We start from the raw sequence: 15,686 nt of genomic DNA on the forward strand, positions 1-15,686 counted from the left end.
TACCGGTAGCGTGACCTGCGGCGTTGGATTTCGACCGACTGCGGAGGCTTTCGACTGTGTCGGCTGTGGAGTACTGGGCGATCGACGCCGGTGGCACGCACACCACCGCCGTGGTGCTCGGCACGCGGTACACCCGGGAGTCGGTCAATCCCGCGTCGGCCGGCGCGGCGGCCGAGGAGACGCTCGTGCGACTGCTGTCCGAGATGGCGTCGGACCTGGGCGTGGGACCCTCGGTCGGTTGGTTCGCGAGTTCGACGATCACCATGGACACCCCGCCGCGGGAGATCGACCGGTTGGCCGTGATCGCGCGCGAACAGGGCTTCGTGGGACGGCTGGTGGTGTCGGGGGACGTACCGCCGCTGTTGCTCGCGCCGCCGCTGTCCGGGCGGGGCGTCGTGGTGGTGGCGGGTACCGGCTCGGCCTGCGTGGCCGCCGCCGGGCCGGACGCGGGCCCGCCGGTCGTGATCGGCGGATGCGAGTACCTGGGCAGCGACGAGGGCAGCGCGTACGCGCTCGGTGTGGCCGGTCTGCGGGCCGCCGTACGGGGAGCGGACGGGCGAGGGCGGCCGACCACGCTGTTCGCGGCGCACGGTCCGCGCGAACTGGCCCGTCGGCTGGCCGCCGAGCCGTTTCCCAAGGCCGGGGTGGCCGCGCTCGCGCCCGAGGTGTGCGCGGCCTGGCAGGCGGGCGACGCGGTGGCCGGCGAGGTGGTCCGGGCCGCGCTGGACGACCTGCTCGACGGCGTACGCGCGGCCCGGGACGCGGCCGGACTGAGCGGAACGTGGCGGGCCGTGCTCAACGGCGGCGTCTTCCGTGGATGTCCGCCGTACGCCGCCGAGTTGGGCCGACGGATGGTCGTCGAGCTGGGCGCGGCCGAACCACCGACCGTGATCGCCGATCCGGTCGACGCGGTGTATGCCGCGCTGGTCGCGAACGAGGGTTCGCCGCCGAAGAGTTGGGCACACACCCGCAATCTCTGATCTGCCGAAGCGCAGCCGAGCGAGGGGGACCGCCGATGCCAGGGACGCCGAACGAGCGGGCACCACGAACCGTGACGGGAACCGCCCGGGGGATCGACCCCGGAACCGCCGCCGGAGTCGCGCCCCAGCGCCGGGGCCGGCCCGCGACGGAGCCCTCCGTGGGGGCGGCGACCGTGCGCGGGAGTGTCGCGGCGGCGGGCGAGAGCGGGTCGCTCGCCGGCCGGCGGGCGTCGGTCGCGGCGGCCCCTTCGGCCGGCGGGGCGCCGATCCGGCTCGGGTTGTGTCTGGCCGCGTTGGCGCCGGTGGGCTTGGCCGGGGCGCTGCGGGTGGCGCGGGAGGCGGGGGTGGCCGTGGTGGATCTGCCCGCCGACAGCGGCTTCGCGCTGGTGGATCCCGGGCGGTGGGCCGATCCCGCACTGCATCGTGAGGTGCGCGCGCGGTGTGCGGAGGTCGGGGTCGAGGTGGGTTGTGTGAGCAACAGCCGGGACACCCAGTTGTTGTTGGGGCCGCACGGGCCGCACACCGACCCGGTGTTCGTCGGGACGGCCGAGGCCAAGCGGGACTACGGGCTGCGCGCCGCGCTGGACACGGTGCGGCTCGCGGCCGGGGTGGGTGCGTCGCAGGTGCGGCTGATGCTGGGGGTGCCCGACCTGGCCCGCTGGTTGTCCTGGTCCGGCAGCGACGTGAGTTGGCAGGACAACGTCGACGCGTGGGCGCTCGCCGCGCGGCCGATCCTGGACCTGGCGGGTGAACTGGGTGTGCGGGTCGTGGTGGAGCCGCACCCCAAGCAGGTCGCGTACGACCCGGCGAGTGCGAGAGCACTGCTCTCGGCGGTGAGCGGTGTTCACCTGTGCCTCGATCCGGCCAACGTGGCCGCGACCGGTCATGATCCGGTGGCCGCCGTACGCGGCTGGGGCGACCGGCTCGCGGCCGTGCACGCGAAGGACCTGCAACGCTGGTCCGGCGCCGAAGCACCGCGCGGCGCCGGTTGGTCGCGCTACGGCCCGGGACCGGCGATCCGCTTCCGCGCGCTCGGCGCCGGCGACCTGCCCTGGCCGGCCATCGTGGCCGCCCTGCTCGACGACGACTACCGGGGAGTGATCTACGTGGAACACGAGGACGCCCTACTGCCCACGGAGCAGGGCATCACGACCTCGCTCGCGCGACTGCGCACCCTGGTACCCACGGGTGTCGCCCCGGGGCGGACCTGGTGACGCTCGAGGGAGTACGCGGCGCGCTGCTCGCGGGCGGCCTGGGCGAGCGGATGGGCCCGCTCACCGCCGACCTGTGCAAACCACTGGTGCCGTACGCCGCGTCCGGCCGGCTGGTCGACTTCAGCGTGGCCAACGCGGTCCGATCCGGCCTGCCCGAACTGGTCCTGCTCTCCCAGCACCGGGAATCCGACCTGGTCCGGCATCTGGTCGCACACTGGGACGAACACCCGGGCACCCGGATGCACTTCGGCCCACACGACGCGTTGGCGCGGAGCGGACCGGGCGCCGTACTGCCCGAGCGTCCGGCCGAGCGCGGCACCGCCGACGCGCTGCTCGCCAACGCGGAGTATCTCTTCGCCCCGGGCGCGACCGATCTTCTGATCCAACACGCGGACCACGTCTACGTGTTCGACTACGCGCCGATGGTCGCCGCACACCGGGCCTCGGGCGCCGACTGCACGATCGGCGTACAGCGGATCGAACGCCGCTATGTGCACCTGTTCGGCATGGTCGAGGCGGATCCCGAGCTCCGTGTGCGAGCGCTGGTCGAGAAGCCCGAACGGCCCACCTCGGACCTGGTGTTCACCGCGTTCTGCGTGTTCCGCATCGACGCGTTGCGCGCGGTGCTGGCGGACCTGGCCGCGCTCGGCGAGGACGGCTGGCAACACGACATCAGTCGCGACGTACTGCCCGCGATGATCGCCGGCGGCCGGCGGGTGACGGCGTACCAGGTGCCGGACTACTGGGCCGACATCGGCACGGTCGACCGGTACCGCACCGAGCAGTTGCGACTGCTCGACCACCCGCACCCGATCGCCTCCCACGCGCTCCCGCGCACGTTGGCCGGTCTGCCGGACGGGTTTCCCAGGTACGTCGACGGGAGTCTGCTGGGAGCCGAGATCCCACCGGGAGCGCGCGTCGAGCGCAGCGTCGTGCACGCCGGCTGCCGGATCGAGCCGGGCGCGACGGTACTGCGCTCGGTGCTGTTGCCGGGCGCCGTGGTCACCGCCGGGAGTACGGTCCGGGAAACGATCGTCACCCCGACCGGGATCGTGACGCCGAACGGTGCCGCCCGTGCGACCGACGCCGGCCCTACCCGGGTGGGCCCACCCCACCCCGACTCGCCTCCCGATCCGGTCAGGAGAGCGCACGATCCAACGCCTCCGCCGTGATGAACGACGTGTGGGTCCCGGCGGTCCGGACCGCGTGCGCACCGGCGTGGGTGCCGGCGGCGGCGCAGCCGGCCCAGTCGCGGCCGGCGAGGTAGGCGTACAGGAACCCGGAGACGTAGCTGTCCCCGGCCCCATTGGTGTCCACCACCTCGTCGGCCCGCATCGCCAGCGCCGGTACGTGCCGCAGCGGCAGGTCGGGCAGGGCCAGGTAGCTGCCGCGACCACCCGCCATCGCGACCACGACCTTGGCCCGCCCCCGGGAGAGCACGTCCCGCGCGGCCTCCTCGACCCGGTCGCCGAGCCGGTGCGTGGAGGTGAACACCAGGTCGGCGCCGTACGCGAAGTCGGCCCGGGAGGGGTCCTTCCCGTCCCAGCCGTGCAGGTCGGTCGAGGTGGACACGCCCGCCTCGATCGCCTCGGCCAGCGCGGGGCGGGACCAGCCGCCGATCGACACGTGCGCGTGCCGGGTGCGGGCGATCGCCGGGCGATACAGGTCGGGGTCGACGACCAGGTCCGCCGGCAGCCGGCCGTCGTGCAGGGACAGCCGTTCGCCGTCCGGGCCGACCAGGTTGACGCTGCGCGGGGTGCCGTGGGCGTCGGTGACGTGTGCGAAGGACAGGCCCTGCTTCGCGTAGTGGTCCAGGACGAAGTCCGCCTCCGGGTCGGCGCCGAGTACGGCCGCGAAGTGTGTGCGCAGGCCCAGCGCCCGACAGCCCAGGGCCACCCCGTTGCCCGTGTGCGCGACGTACTGCCGGATCGGTGGAACCTTGAAGTCGTGTATCGGCAAGGGAAGTTCGGGAACACGGACGATGATGTCCACGCCCACGCCGCCGACCACGAACACATCCAGTTCAGCCATCGCCGCCTCCGCGGGTGTGCGCGTAGCTGACCTCGGCGGCGGGCGAGACCACGAGCGCGGCGTGGATCTCCTTGTCGCTCACGTCGTCGGTGATCACCGTTTCGCCGAGCGCGGTGGGCAACACGAACCGCAGCCGGCCGTCCCGGATCTTGCGGATCTGACCGAGCGCCTCGACGGTGCCGGCGGGATCCAGCCGGGCGGGCAACGCGGCCAGTGTGGTGGGCAGTCGGACCCGATCGAGCAGGCCGGTCACCCGCGCGCACAGGGCCGGGTCGAGCAGCCCGCGCCGTTCGGCGATCCGGGCCGCGCAGGCCATGCCGAACGCGACCGCCTCGCCGTGCAGCACCGGCCCGTAACCGGTCACGGTCTCCACCGCGTGTCCGATGGTGTGCCCGAAGTTCAGTGGCCGACGCAGGTCCCGCTCGTACGGATCGCGGGCGATCAACCGGCACTTGAGCACACTGGAGGCGTGCACGAGGGCGGCGGTGGGCACCGGTTCGGTGGCCAGGATGGCCTCGTGGCGGCGCTCGATCAGCTCGAACAGCTCAGGGGAGGCGATGATCCCGGTCTTGATCGCCTCGGCGAGTCCGGCACGCAGCCCGCGACCGTCCTGGGTGCTCAGGTAGCCGACGTTCGAGACCACCGCCCTGGGCTGGTAGAAGGCCCCGATCAGGTTCTTCGCGGAGGGATGGTCGATGGCGACCTTGCCGCCGAGCGCGGCGTCCACGTGCGCGAGCAGCGTCGTGGGCACGTTGATGTACGGCAGGCCGCGCATGTACGCGCTGGCCACCCATCCGACCGTGTCCATCACCACACCGCCGCCGACCGCGAGCAGGATGTCGCGGCGCGCGAGCGAGGTGCCGGCCAACCAGTCCAGCAGCGTGCTCGCGGTGCGCAGGTTCTTGCTGCTCTCGCCGGCCGGGAACGACGTGCCGACCACGTCCAGTCCGGCGGCGCCCAGGAGTTCGGCCAGCCGGCGCGCGTGCAGCGCGAACACGGTGTCGTCGGTGATCAGTGCGACCCGCCGGCCGTCGATCTCGGCGCACAGCCGGGCGAGCGCGGTGTCCTCGTCGAGGCAGACATGCACCGGATACGTGTCGAGCCGCCGGGCGGACGCCATGATCGGGTCGACCGGGCCGCGTGGCAGCGCGAGCTGTTCGGACACTCGGACGTATTCGGTCATATATTCACACCCCGGTGGCTCAACGAAGACGTCGCAGACAATCCGGATATTCGCTGCCGAAATAATTACGGCGAGTGCTACGAAAAGTCAACAACGCCTCACCCAGAGTGCGTCCGCGCGGTATAGCAGACCACTCCGCGCTATTCCCGGGCATTCGCCAATTCGGGAAACTTCGCCCGGAAACGGCCTACGCGGCGGGCCGGGCGGGGTCCCGGGTTCCGGTCGTCTCGGGCGCGGTCGCCGCGATCTGCTCGACGTTGACCTCTCCCCACACACCCAGCGGCAACAGCGCCTCGTTGAGCGACCGGCCCAGTGGGGTCAGGGAATACACCACCTTCGGCGGGACCTCGCGAAACACCTCGCGATGCACGATGCCGCGGGCCTCCATCTCGCGCAGTTGCTGGATCAGCATCTTCTCGCTGATCCCGGGGACCGCCCGGCGCAGCTCACCGAACCGCCGCTCCTCGACATGCAGCGCCCACAGGATCAACGCCTTCCACTTGCCGCCGATGACATCCATCGCGGCATCGAGCCCGCACTGGTAGCGCCGAGCCATGCGCGTCTCCTCCCGACCGGGCCTCATCGATCCTTACCGACAGGTAGGTACCCCTCCATATTGTCGGTACGCATTCGGCCGAAAGCAAAGCAATCCCCGATCGCCCGTGTCGAGAACACGGAACCGGACGGCGCTTGGGCGAGCATGGCGGGATGAGCGAGGTGACCGTGTCGCGGGTTTTCGAGGTCAGTACCGGGCGGCGGGAGCGGGTGTACGACCTGAGCGCGGTGTGTGCGGGATTTTTGCGGGAGGTGGCCGGTGGGCGGGACGGGTTGTTGAACGTGTTCGTGCCGCACGCGACGGCCGGGGTGGCGGTGTTGGAGACCGGGGCGGGCAGTGACGACGACCTGCTCGCGTTGTTGGCGGACCTGTTGCCGGCCGACGATCGGTGGCGGCATCGGCACGGCAGCCCCGGGCACGGGCGCGATCACGTGTTGCCCGCGCTGATTCCGCCGCACGCGACACTGCCGGTGATCGGCGGCGAACTCGCGTTGGGGACGTGGCAGTCGGTCACGATGGTCGACACCAACCGGGACAACCCGGACCGAACGGTGCGGCTGACCTTCATGGGCTGAGCCGGCGTGGGCGGCTTGCCGAGAGAGCAACTGGCGGAAACCACGCGGCCCGTGCCGCGCGTGTGCGCCACGTGCTGTTCGGCCACGCTCCGTTGGGGCGCAAAGTAGTCGGTTCGGCGTGCCGGTTCGGGGCCGCCGCGCTTGTCCGGTGACGACGTGTCGGCCGCGTGTGCTGCGATGGACCCGCGTTCGTGCTGCTCACGGCGGTGGGAAGGGGCGACGGCGGTTGCGCGGGCCGACGTTCCTTCGGCTGTTCGGGGGGCCGTCGGGTGTCGTACGCGCGGGTCGCCCACAGGTCGGCCGAGCCCATGACTAGCCTTACGTAACCGTCCTGAGCATCGGGACGGCGTCCCTCACACAGGTAAGGATTCGCCGATGGGTTTGAGGAGTCTGCTGCGCAACGTCTTTCGTTCGCGGGCGTCCCGCGAGGCGGCGGAGACACCCGAGACGACGGACGTGACCGCGGCGCCGACCGACCTCCACGACACGCCGACCGAGTCCCCGGTCGACGTGCCGGAGCCGGTCGCGGAATCGGCGCCGAAGGCGCGCCCCGAGCCGGCCGTGAGACCGGAGCCGGCGATCGTCCCCGAACCGCCGGCCGTCCGCGACTCCGCGGTGTCGCCGGAGCCGGAGGCCGTCTCGGAACCGGTGGCCGTTCCGGAGCCGGAGGCCATCCCGGAACCGGTGGTCATCGCGGAATCGGTGGTGGTCTCGGAACCGGTGGTCATTGCGGAACCGGTGGTCGTCTCGGAACCGGTGGTCATTCCGGAGTCCCGGGCGGAGTTCGACACATCCGGGTCCGCGCAGGCGTCGATCGCCGTGCCGGCGCAGTCGATCGCGACGCCCGTCGAGACCGAACCGAGCAAGCCGGAAGCCGAGATCGAGAAGGAGACCGAGCAGGAGCCCGTCGTCACGCCGGCCGTCGAGGCCGAGGTCGAGATCGAGGCGGCCGTGCCGGCGTCGGCCGAGGACCCGGCCGATGTCGAGGTCGCGGCCGAGCCGTTCGTGGTCGCCGAGGCCGCGGCGGTACCGACCACCATCGCCGTGGTGCCGCCCGCCCGCGCCGAGGAGGCCGCTCCCGGCCTCGGCGGTCGTGCGGAGGCCGCCGCGGCGGCCGTGGGCAAGTGCGGTCTCACCGGCCGCAATGTCGCGGTGTACCTCGTTCTGGACCGCTCGGGCTCGATGCGCTCCTACTACAAGGACGGCACCGTGCAGCACCTCGCCGACCAGACGCTCGCGCTGTCCGCGCAGCTCGGCGAGGCCGTTGTGCCGTTGGTGTTCTTCTCCACCGACATCGACGGCGTCGCCGACCTCGATCCCACCAACCACGTGGGACGGATCGAGGAACTGCACGGCTCCTACGGGCACATGGGCCGGACCAACTACCACTGGGCGATCGCCAAGGTGGTCGAGCACTACCGCGCGTCCGGCAGCACCGACCCGGCGCTGGTGATCTTCCAGACCGACGGTGCGCCGACCAGCCGTCCCGCGGCGGCGAAGGCGCTGTGCGATGCGGCCGGACTGCCGATCTTCTGGCAGTTCATCGGCTTCGGCGACCCCGAGGCCAAGGGCTTCGATTTCCTCCGCAAGCTGGACGAACTCTCGGTGCCGGAGCAGCGCGTGGTGGACAACGCGGGCTTCTTCCACGCCGGACAGGACCCGAGGCTGCTCGCGGACGCCGAGCTGTACGACCAACTCCTGCTGGAGTTCCCGGAATGGCTGAACGAGGCGGTCGCGGCGGGCGTCCTGACGGCCGACCCGGTGGACGCGTTGGTGTAGGCGCCGGTGCAGGCGCACTCGCGGGGTCACGCCCGACGGTCGGCCATGGGGTCGACCGTCGGGCGTTTCCGCTGCCGGGTCAGCTCCCGGAGGGGAGTGGGAGCAGCAGGCTGATCACGGCGCGCGTGGCCTGTGCCAGGGCCGCGTCCATGACGTGTACGGGGTCGAACAGTTGCCCTTCGGGATCGCTCGACGTGTAGGTCTCGTGCAGGATGTCGTACGAGAGTCCGAGCAGCGCGTGTTCGGTGAGTTCGGGCAGGCTCGGGGCGCCCGACACGAACCTGGCCAGGTGCAGGGCCGGTGCGGTCGAGGTCCGGGACAGCACCGAATGGGCCGGGCTCCCCTCCTCCGCAAGGTGGTTGCCCATCCGCAGATAGCCGGCCCCGGCCCCGGGCACGATGCCGTGTTCGAACGCGGAGTGCACGATCGCGACACTCTTGCGCAGCAGTTCGATCTGTCGCGACGCGGCCTCCTCGTTCGCCGCGCCGACCCGGATCTGTGCCGTGCTTCCCTCCGAGACCACCTGCCAGGACCGGCCCGGACCGGTCGTCACGGTCACCGTGCCCCCGCGGCCGACCCGATCGATGGCCTCGGCGACGGCGCTCGCGGCCCGGCGCCCGGTGGCGGCGGTCACCAGGCCCTGGATCTGCCGGTCCTCGATCGGCACCGCCGAGGAACGCAACCACGCGCGCGCCACGTCCGTCTGCCGCACCAGGTCCCGGATCAGGGTGAGCGGGTCGACCGTGTCGTGTGCGATCAACTCGCGACAGCGCGTCGCCATGGCGTCGGCCAGGAGTATCGCGGTGACGGTCCCATCGTGGGCGTCCTCGGCGACGCGCTCCAGCAACCGGATGGCCATCCGGGCGCCCGGGTGCAGTCGAGTGTCCAGCCGGGCCAGGATCGACTCGGCGGCTCGCCCCGCCGACCCACGCAGCCAGTCGTCGTTCGCAGCGTTCTTGCCCAAGGGGCCGTAACGACGTGCGAGGACCCGGGCGACGTGGGAGAACCCGGTCGCGAGTTCGTCGACGTCCGCCCGCTGTGATCCGGTGGTCGTCGGGCCGGTGACCTGCGCCGACGGCATCGGCCATGCCGCGTTGCGCAACACGCAGATCCGCGCGGCGGTGTTGCGGTTGCTCTGTTGGGGGAGTTCGCGTCCTCGGGCGGCCAGTCGGCGGTGCAGCGCGAGATACAGCGACTCCATGTCGATCAACTCGGCCGCGTCCTCGACGCCCTCGTTGACGATGTTGATCAACTCACCGGTGAACGCGGTGAATTCCTCGTCCGGTGGGGCCGCCGCCCGGCGGGTCTCGGCGGTCGCGGTGAGCACGCTGGTGCCGGCCACGGCCACCTGCCCGGCCCGATCCTGCCCGCTCATCGCGCCGACCATCGCCCGACCGCTCCAACAGCAGTCCATGATCAGCACCTTGCGCGGCGCGCGGGTGCTCGGATCACGCAACACCCGGCGCACGTCGTCGAAGCGCAACGCGGTGTACATGCGATCCGGGCGGGTGTTCGGCAACGCCAGGTGGAACGAGTCGTCGAGATGGTCCACCAGGCCGTGCCCGGCGAAGTAGACGAGCAGCGTGTCCCGGGCCTCGGCCGCCGCGTGGGAGAGCGCGTCCAGGACCTCGCTCGCCGAAGCCGGTTGGTCGACCACCGTGCAATGGCCCGCGGGCAGGCCCCAGTGTCGCGGGTCGCACAACAGTCGGCTCAGCTCTTGGAGATTGCGAAGCACCGCGGGCAAGTGCTCCAGATGCGCGTACGCGTGCGTCCCGATCAATACCGCGCGCGAGGCCGCCGGATCGGCCAGTTCCGCCACCGGCACCGTCACGCAGGATCCCCGGGCTCCTCCAACGCGCGTACGGCCCGGCCGATGTCCGCCTCGGTGGCGCCGGTCAGCACCACTTCGACCTCGCCGCGCCGGATCACGATGTCGGGACCGCCCGGGCCCGCCATCGGCGCGCGCGAGCGGCGCCAGCCGGCGATCGCCGTCATCAGGCCGCCGAGCGCGATGCCGTTGCTCAGCACGATGTTGACGACGTCGAGGGTGGTGCCCATGGCGCCCGTCGTGTCGTCCTCGGCGTAACTGGTCACGGTGCCGCCGCGGACGTCGGGATCCATCGCCAACCACCGCTGTAATGCGGCGACTTCCGCACCTTCGTCGCCGACTACGCGTACCTGGACGAGCACGTGCCGCCACCCTTCGGGGACCGTCGGGGGCCCGCGGGCGGCGGGCCGACCTGATGCGGGGCCATGATGCCATGTGGCCTTGCGGGCGACGGGGGGAGGAGTTCGTTGCCGTGGGGTGGCCTCATGCGGCGGCGGGGCTGGTTCGCCTCAAGCGCCGGCGGGGCTGAGTGGCCTCAAGCGCCGGCCGGGCTGAGTTGAGTTCGGCTGACCTTGGGCGTTGGTTCGGCTCGGGTGGCCTCAAGCGCCGGCCGGGCTGAGTTGAGTTCGGCTGACCTTGAGCGTTGGCTTGGCTGGGGTGGCCTCAAGCGCCGGCCGGGCTGAGTGGCCTCAAGGGCCGGTCGGGCTGGTGGGTGGGATTGGGAGTTGGGTGGGTTGGGTGCGGCCCAGGGACGCGATGTCGGTGGTTGGGTCGGTGGTGAGGGTTGCCGTGGTGGTGAGTTCTGCTGCTGCGCGGGCTACCGGGAGGGGTGTGGTGGTTGCCTCGGTGGCCAGGAGGAGGTCCTTGGCCAGTGCGGCGAGGGTGAAGTCGGCGTTCGTGTAGGCCGCTTGATCCAGGCGGTCGCGTTTGCGGGCGACCAGGCCGCCGATCGCGCTGTGCGTGAGCACGTCCAGCACGTCCGTGCGGGACAGGCCCAGGTCGGCGCCGAGTCGGATCGCGTCGTGCAGTCCGGCCGCCGCGATGCCCAGGCCGAGGTTGGCGACCAGTTTGAGGGCGGTCGCGGCGCCGACCGGTCCGGCGTGCCGCCGCTCGCCCGAGTGGGACCACGCGTGCAACACCGGCTCGGCCGCCGCGACGTCCTCGGGCCCGCCGCCGGTCAGCACGATCAAGGTGCCCGCGCGGACCGCCGGCACCGAGCCCAGGACGGGCGCCTCCACGTACCGCAATCCGGCCCCGCGAGCCGCCACCGCGAGCCGACGCGACTCGTTCGGGGCCAGCGTCGTCGCGTTGATCACCAGCGTGCCGGGCGCGGCACCGGTGACGATGCCGGCCGGACCGAGCAGCACCGCCTCGGCGGCCGGCCCGTCGAAGACGAACAACACGACGGCGGCCGCGCCCCGCACCGCTTCGGCCGCGCTCGCGGCGGTCTCCGCGCCCGGTACCGTGCGCGGCGTGCGGTTCCACACCGTCACCTCGTGTCCGGCCGCCACCAGCGCCTGTGCGCCCGCCGCGCCCATCCGTCCCAGACCACACGCGGCGATCCTCATGCGGCGGCCTCGTCCGTGTCCGGGACCAGCGCGAACGCCTCGACCTCCAGGAGCAGCTCCGGCAGGAACAGCGCGCCGACCTGGACCGCCGAACTGGCCGGCGGACGGGCCATGTCGATGAACTCGTCGCGGGCCGCGCGAACCGCCGGCAGATGCCCGATGTCGGTGACGAAGTAGGTCAGCTTGATCACGTCGTCGAAGGTCGCGCCCGCCGCCGCCAGGCAGCGGCGCAGGTTCTCGAACACCTGCCGGGCCTGCGCGCCCGGGTCGTCCTTGCCGACGAGATTGCCGTCCTCGTCGAAGGCGACCTGCCCGGAGACCGCGATCAGCCGGCCGGTGCCGGTGACCACGTTGGTGTAGCCGTTGCCCGGCCGCACGCCCTCGGGCGCCGGAATGTGGGTGAGTCGATCCGCAGTCGTCATGCGCTCATCCTCACCCGTGCGCCATCCATCCCGCCAGCGCATCTTTCGCAGGACAGTCATGCGTGCCACGCATGACTCGGGGACGTCGCGGCAGTAGAGTCACCGCGCATGGACCTGCTCGCCCTGCGTTCGTTTCTGGAAGTGTGCCGCCACGGCTCGATCAGCGCCGCCGCGCACACGCTCGGGTACACCCAGTCCGCGCTGTCCCGTCAGGTGGCGGGCCTGGAGGCGCGCCTGGGCACCGTGCTGTTGGAGCGGCACGCCCGCGGGGTGCGCAGTACGCCCGCGGGCGATGTGCTGCGCGAGCACGCGGCGGCGATCCTGGCCCGGGTCGAGCGGGCCGAGGAGGAGGTGCGGGCCACCCGGGACCGGGTCGGCACCCGGGTCCGGGTGGGCGCGGTGCCCACCGCCGCGGTGTCCCTGCTGCCCGACGCGCTTACCGCGTTCACGGCCGAACTGCCGGGCGTACGGGTCACCTTCGCCGAGGACTTCTCCCCCGGACTGATCCCGCGGCTGCTGGACGGCGAGTTCGACGTGGCCGTGGTCACCGACTATCCGCCGGGCCTGCCCGCGCACGCGGGGCTCCGGCTCACCCACGTGCTCGACGACGAACTGCGCGCCGTACTGCCCGCCGGCCACCGCCTGGCCGGGCGTGAGGTGATCGACCTGGCCGAACTCGCGGACGAGACCTGGGTGGAGGACTACGAGGGTGCCGCGGCGGTGCTCACCGGGGCGTGCGCCCGGGCCGGGTTCACGCCGCGGATCGACATCGAGTGCGGTGGGTGGCTGGGCAAACAGGCGTTCGTGGTGGCCGGGTTCGGGGTGATGCTCGCGCCCGGGCTGCTGACTCGGGCGATCCACCCCGAGTTGACCCTGCACCGGCTCGCCGATCCGCCCCGACGCAGCGTGTACGCGGCCCGCCCGCAGCGTCCCGACCCGGCGAGCGCGGACGCGGTGGACCGCTTCGTCGCCGCGCTCGTCCGCGTGGCTGCCAACCAAGATCGTTAAGCCTGTCGGGGCAGGTTTCACCAGATCGAGCGAGAACCGATTCGTCGCCCGTTCCGGGGCGTTCGGGCGACCTAGCGTGTGCCGTGGCGAAAGGGGCGCACCGCATGCCACAACCCTTCGAACTCCCGCAGTTCTACGTGCCGTACCCGGCGCGGCTCAACCCGCACCTGGCGGGCGCGCGTGAGCATTCCAAGGCCTGGGCCCGACGGATGCGGATGATCGAGGGCTCGGACATCTGGGACGAGCACGACTTCGACTCGCACGACTACGCGTTGCTGTGCGCGTACACCCATCCCGACTGCACGGGACCGCAACTCGACCTGGTCACCGACTGGTACGTGTGGGTCTTCTTTTTCGACGACCACTTCCTGGACATCTTCAAACGCACCCACGACACGGCCGGCGCCAAGGCGTACCTCGAACGCCTGCGCGCGTTCATGCCGGTCGATCCCACCACCCCGATCCCGGCCCCGACCAATCAGGTCGAGGAGGGGCTGGCCGACCTGTGGGCGCGCACCGTGCCGAGCATGTCGCAGGACTGGCGGGAGCGGTTCGCCGAGAGCACCCAGGCGCTCCTGGAGGAGTCGCTGTGGGAACTGGCGAACATCAACGAGGGCCGGGTCGCCAACCCCGTCGAGTACATCGAGATGCGGCGCAAGGTCGGCGGCGCGCCGTGGTCGGCCAACCTGGTGGAGTACGCGGCGGGCGCCGAGGTGCCCGCGGTGATCGCCGCCTCGCGCCCGATGCGGGTGCTCAAGGACACCTTCGCCGACGGTGTGCACCTGCGCAACGACCTGTTCTCGTACCAACGCGAGGTGGAGAACGAGGGCGAGAACGCCAACGCCATCCTGGTCTTCGAGAAGTTCCTCGGCTGCACCACGCAGGAGGCCGCCGACGCCGTCAACGAACTGCTCACCTCGCGGCTGCACCAGTTCGAGCACACCACCTTCACCGAACTCCCGCCGCTGTTCGTCGAACACGGCCTGGACCCGCAGTCCTGCATCGACGTGATGGCCTACGTCAAGGGCCTCCAGGACTGGCAGTCGGGCGGGCACGAGTGGCACATGCGCTCCAGCCGATACATGAACGGCGCCGGGGCGACCGGGGATTCGGCCGGTGGTCTCGGAACACCCACGGTGACCGGGGTGTTGGCCGGACCGCAGGGGATGGGCACCTCGGCCGCGCGGATCCTGCCGGGACTGGTCGCCGGACTGAACAGCGGGCTGCGCGGATTCACGCATGTGCCCTTCCAGCCGGTCGAGCCGTACGACATCCCGGACTTCTACCTGCCGTTCGCGCCGCGACTGAACCGGCACCTGGACACCTCCCGGGAGAACGTGGTCGAGTGGGCCGCGCGGATGGGCATCACGGGGGAGGGCATCTGGGACGAGCGGGCCCTGCGCGGATTCGACCTGCCGCTGTGCGCGGCGGGCATCGCGCCGGACGTGTCGCTCGAGCAACTCGACGTGGCCTCGGGGTGGTTGACGTGGGGCACCTACGGGGACGACTACTACCCGATCGTGTTCGGCCGCTCGCTCGACCAGGTCGGCGCGAAGGCCTACACCGAGCGGCTCAAGACGCTGATGCCGGTGGACGGCGAGGCGGCGCCGGTGCCGACGGACGCGCTCGAACGCGCGCTGGCCGACCTGTGGGCGCGCACCGCCGGGCCGATGCCGCCCGCGTCACGGCTCAGGTTCCGGCGCACCATCGAGGAAATGATGGACAGTTGGCTGTGGGAGCTGGCCAACATGGCGCTGAACCGGATCCCGGATCCGGTCGACTACATCGAGATGCGCCGCCGCACGTTCGGCTCCGATCTGACCAAGAGCCTGTCCCGGCTCTCGCACGGCGAGGTGGTGCCGGACCAGGCGTACAGCTCGCGCGCGGTGCAGGCGATGGAGAACTCGGCGGCCGACTTCGGCTGGATGATCAACGACGTGTTCTCCTACCGCAAGGAGATCGAGGTCGAGGGGGAGTTGCACAACCTGCTCCTGGTGGTGCGCGACTTCTTCGGCTGCGACTTCGACCAGGCGCTGGTGATCGTGAACGACCTGATGACCTCCCGGATGCGTGAGTTCGAACGGGTCGTGGCCGTGGAACTCCCGGCGATGTACGAGGACCTGGACCTGGCCCCGGCGGCCCGGGAGGCACTGGACGGGTACGCGGTGGCGCTCGGCGACTGGAACGCGGCGATCCTGAAATGGCATCAGGACTGCCGGCGCTACGCGGATCCCGAGCCGCTGGTGCCGTTTCCGTGGCAGGTGGCCCGGGGCCCGGCAGGTTCGGCGGGCCGCGCAGGTCCGGCAGGTCCGGTGGGCTCGGCGGCGGTCCGCGTGCCGGCCGAGGCGTCGACGCTTCCCCGGGTGCGGTACGGGCCGCGTGGGCTGGGCACCTCGGCCGCCCGCGTGGCCGGCCTGCGGGCGGGCGTCGCGGTGCGGTGACGGGCACGCGAGTGCGGGCGGTCCGCGGGACGCCCGCACTCGCCTGCCGGACGGGCCGCCTTCGGCCCGTCCGGCACACGGAGGTTTCCGACCCCGGCCGG

14 protein-coding genes are annotated in these 15,686 nt (G+C 71.8%); 7 read left to right on the forward strand and 7 right to left on the reverse strand.

The annotated features are described in order from the left end of the window. The first annotated feature begins 56 nt into the window (after positions 1-56). From OG948_RS30495 to OG948_RS30505, 3 genes are all read left to right on the forward strand, one after another. Positions 57-980 (forward strand): BadF/BadG/BcrA/BcrD ATPase family protein, encoded by a 924-nt coding sequence (locus tag OG948_RS30495; RefSeq protein WP_406299523.1) that lies wholly within the window; start codon positions 57-59, stop codon positions 978-980. A 158-nt stretch (positions 981-1,138) separates the two neighbouring features. Then, positions 1,139-2,194 carry a sugar phosphate isomerase/epimerase family protein gene (locus OG948_RS30500; protein ID WP_406299524.1) on the forward strand — a complete coding sequence of 352 codons (1,056 nt, stop codon included), beginning with the start codon at positions 1,139-1,141 and terminating at the stop codon, positions 2,192-2,194. Then, complete coding sequence (locus OG948_RS30505) at positions 2,191-3,366, forward strand: sugar phosphate nucleotidyltransferase (protein ID WP_406299525.1); 1,176 nt, start codon at positions 2,191-2,193, stop codon at positions 3,364-3,366. Before OG948_RS30500 ends, OG948_RS30505 begins: the two co-directional genes overlap by 4 nt. Here the strand turns inward: OG948_RS30505 and OG948_RS30510 are convergent. From OG948_RS30510 to OG948_RS30520, 3 genes are all read right to left on the reverse strand, one after another. Next, positions 3,332-4,225: a carbohydrate kinase family protein gene (locus OG948_RS30510; protein WP_395865845.1), complete on the reverse strand. Its 894-nt coding sequence runs from the start codon at positions 4,223-4,225 to the stop codon at positions 3,332-3,334. The two genes, OG948_RS30505 and OG948_RS30510, sit on opposite strands and share 35 nt — an antisense overlap. Then, positions 4,218-5,408, reverse strand: coding sequence for a 3-dehydroquinate synthase (gene aroB / locus OG948_RS30515; RefSeq protein WP_406299526.1), 1,191 nt, complete (start codon positions 5,406-5,408; stop codon positions 4,218-4,220). The genes OG948_RS30510 and aroB overlap by 8 nt, the downstream gene beginning before the upstream one ends. A 187-nt stretch (positions 5,409-5,595) precedes the next feature. Continuing rightward, on the reverse strand, positions 5,596-5,964 hold the full coding sequence (locus OG948_RS30520; RefSeq protein WP_406299527.1) for a winged helix-turn-helix transcriptional regulator: 369 nt from the start codon (positions 5,962-5,964) through the stop codon (positions 5,596-5,598). A 152-nt stretch (positions 5,965-6,116) separates the two neighbouring features. Here OG948_RS30520 and OG948_RS30525 point away from each other — a divergent pair, with 152 nt between their 5' ends. After that, the gene (locus tag OG948_RS30525) at positions 6,117-6,539 is read left to right on the forward strand and encodes a YjbQ family protein (RefSeq protein WP_406299528.1); all 423 of its coding nucleotides are present in this window, start codon (positions 6,117-6,119) and stop codon (positions 6,537-6,539) included. Positions 6,540-6,914: 375 nt separating this feature from the next. Beyond that, positions 6,915-8,318, forward strand: a complete 1,404-nt coding sequence (locus OG948_RS30530) for a VWA domain-containing protein (RefSeq protein WP_406299529.1) — start codon at positions 6,915-6,917, stop codon at positions 8,316-8,318. 79 nt (positions 8,319-8,397) lie between these two features. Here OG948_RS30530 and OG948_RS30535 read toward each other — a convergent pair whose 3' ends face one another. The 4 genes from OG948_RS30535 to OG948_RS30550 form a co-directional block, all read right to left on the reverse strand. Beyond that, positions 8,398-10,149 (reverse strand): caspase family protein, encoded by a 1,752-nt coding sequence (locus OG948_RS30535; RefSeq protein ID WP_406299530.1) that lies wholly within the window; start codon positions 10,147-10,149, stop codon positions 8,398-8,400. Beyond that, the gene (locus OG948_RS30540; protein ID WP_406299531.1) at positions 10,146-10,508 is read right to left on the reverse strand and encodes a hypothetical protein; all 363 of its coding nucleotides are present in this window, start codon (positions 10,506-10,508) and stop codon (positions 10,146-10,148) included. The genes OG948_RS30535 and OG948_RS30540 overlap by 4 nt, the downstream gene beginning before the upstream one ends. 327 nt (positions 10,509-10,835) lie before the next feature. Continuing rightward, positions 10,836-11,714, reverse strand: a complete 879-nt coding sequence (locus OG948_RS30545) for an NAD(P)-dependent oxidoreductase (protein WP_406299532.1) — start codon at positions 11,712-11,714, stop codon at positions 10,836-10,838. After that, positions 11,711-12,136 carry a RidA family protein gene (locus OG948_RS30550; protein ID WP_406299533.1) on the reverse strand — a complete coding sequence of 142 codons (426 nt, stop codon included), beginning with the start codon at positions 12,134-12,136 and terminating at the stop codon, positions 11,711-11,713. The genes OG948_RS30545 and OG948_RS30550 overlap by 4 nt, the downstream gene beginning before the upstream one ends. A 108-nt stretch (positions 12,137-12,244) precedes the next feature. Here OG948_RS30550 and OG948_RS30555 point away from each other — a divergent pair, with 108 nt between their 5' ends. Together OG948_RS30555 and OG948_RS30560 are read left to right on the forward strand one after the other, a co-directional pair. Further along, positions 12,245-13,144 (forward strand): LysR family transcriptional regulator, encoded by a 900-nt coding sequence (locus OG948_RS30555; RefSeq protein ID WP_406299534.1) that lies wholly within the window; start codon positions 12,245-12,247, stop codon positions 13,142-13,144. A gap of 104 nt (positions 13,145-13,248) precedes the next feature. Beyond that, complete coding sequence (locus tag OG948_RS30560; protein WP_406299535.1) at positions 13,249-15,585, forward strand: germacradienol/geosmin synthase; 2,337 nt, start codon at positions 13,249-13,251, stop codon at positions 15,583-15,585. Positions 15,586-15,686: the final 101 nt, after the last annotated feature.

It is taken from the genome of Embleya sp. NBC_00888, assembly GCF_045207655.1.
Taxonomy (GTDB): domain Bacteria; phylum Actinomycetota; class Actinomycetes; order Streptomycetales; family Streptomycetaceae; genus Embleya.

What these genes read in the sequence shown, in the direction of transcription:
- OG948_RS30510 (WP_395865845.1), bottom strand. Translation starts at nt 4,225, where the DNA reads ATGGCTGAACTGGATGTGTTCGTGGTCGGCGGCGTGGGCGTGGACATC.
- aroB (WP_406299526.1), bottom strand. Translation starts at nt 5,408, where the DNA reads ATGACCGAATACGTCCGAGTGTCCGAACAGCTCGCGCTGCCACGCGGC.
- OG948_RS30520 (WP_406299527.1), bottom strand. Translation starts at nt 5,964, where the DNA reads ATGGCTCGGCGCTACCAGTGCGGGCTCGATGCCGCGATGGATGTCATC.
- OG948_RS30525 (WP_406299528.1), top strand. Translation starts at nt 6,117, where the DNA reads ATGAGCGAGGTGACCGTGTCGCGGGTTTTCGAGGTCAGTACCGGGCGG.
- OG948_RS30530 (WP_406299529.1), top strand. Translation starts at nt 6,915, where the DNA reads ATGGGTTTGAGGAGTCTGCTGCGCAACGTCTTTCGTTCGCGGGCGTCC.
- OG948_RS30545 (WP_406299532.1), bottom strand. Translation starts at nt 11,714, where the DNA reads ATGAGGATCGCCGCGTGTGGTCTGGGACGGATGGGCGCGGCGGGCGCA.
- OG948_RS30550 (WP_406299533.1), bottom strand. Translation starts at nt 12,136, where the DNA reads ATGACGACTGCGGATCGACTCACCCACATTCCGGCGCCCGAGGGCGTG.
- OG948_RS30555 (WP_406299534.1), top strand. Translation starts at nt 12,245, where the DNA reads ATGGACCTGCTCGCCCTGCGTTCGTTTCTGGAAGTGTGCCGCCACGGC.
- OG948_RS30560 (WP_406299535.1), top strand. Translation starts at nt 13,249, where the DNA reads ATGCCACAACCCTTCGAACTCCCGCAGTTCTACGTGCCGTACCCGGCG.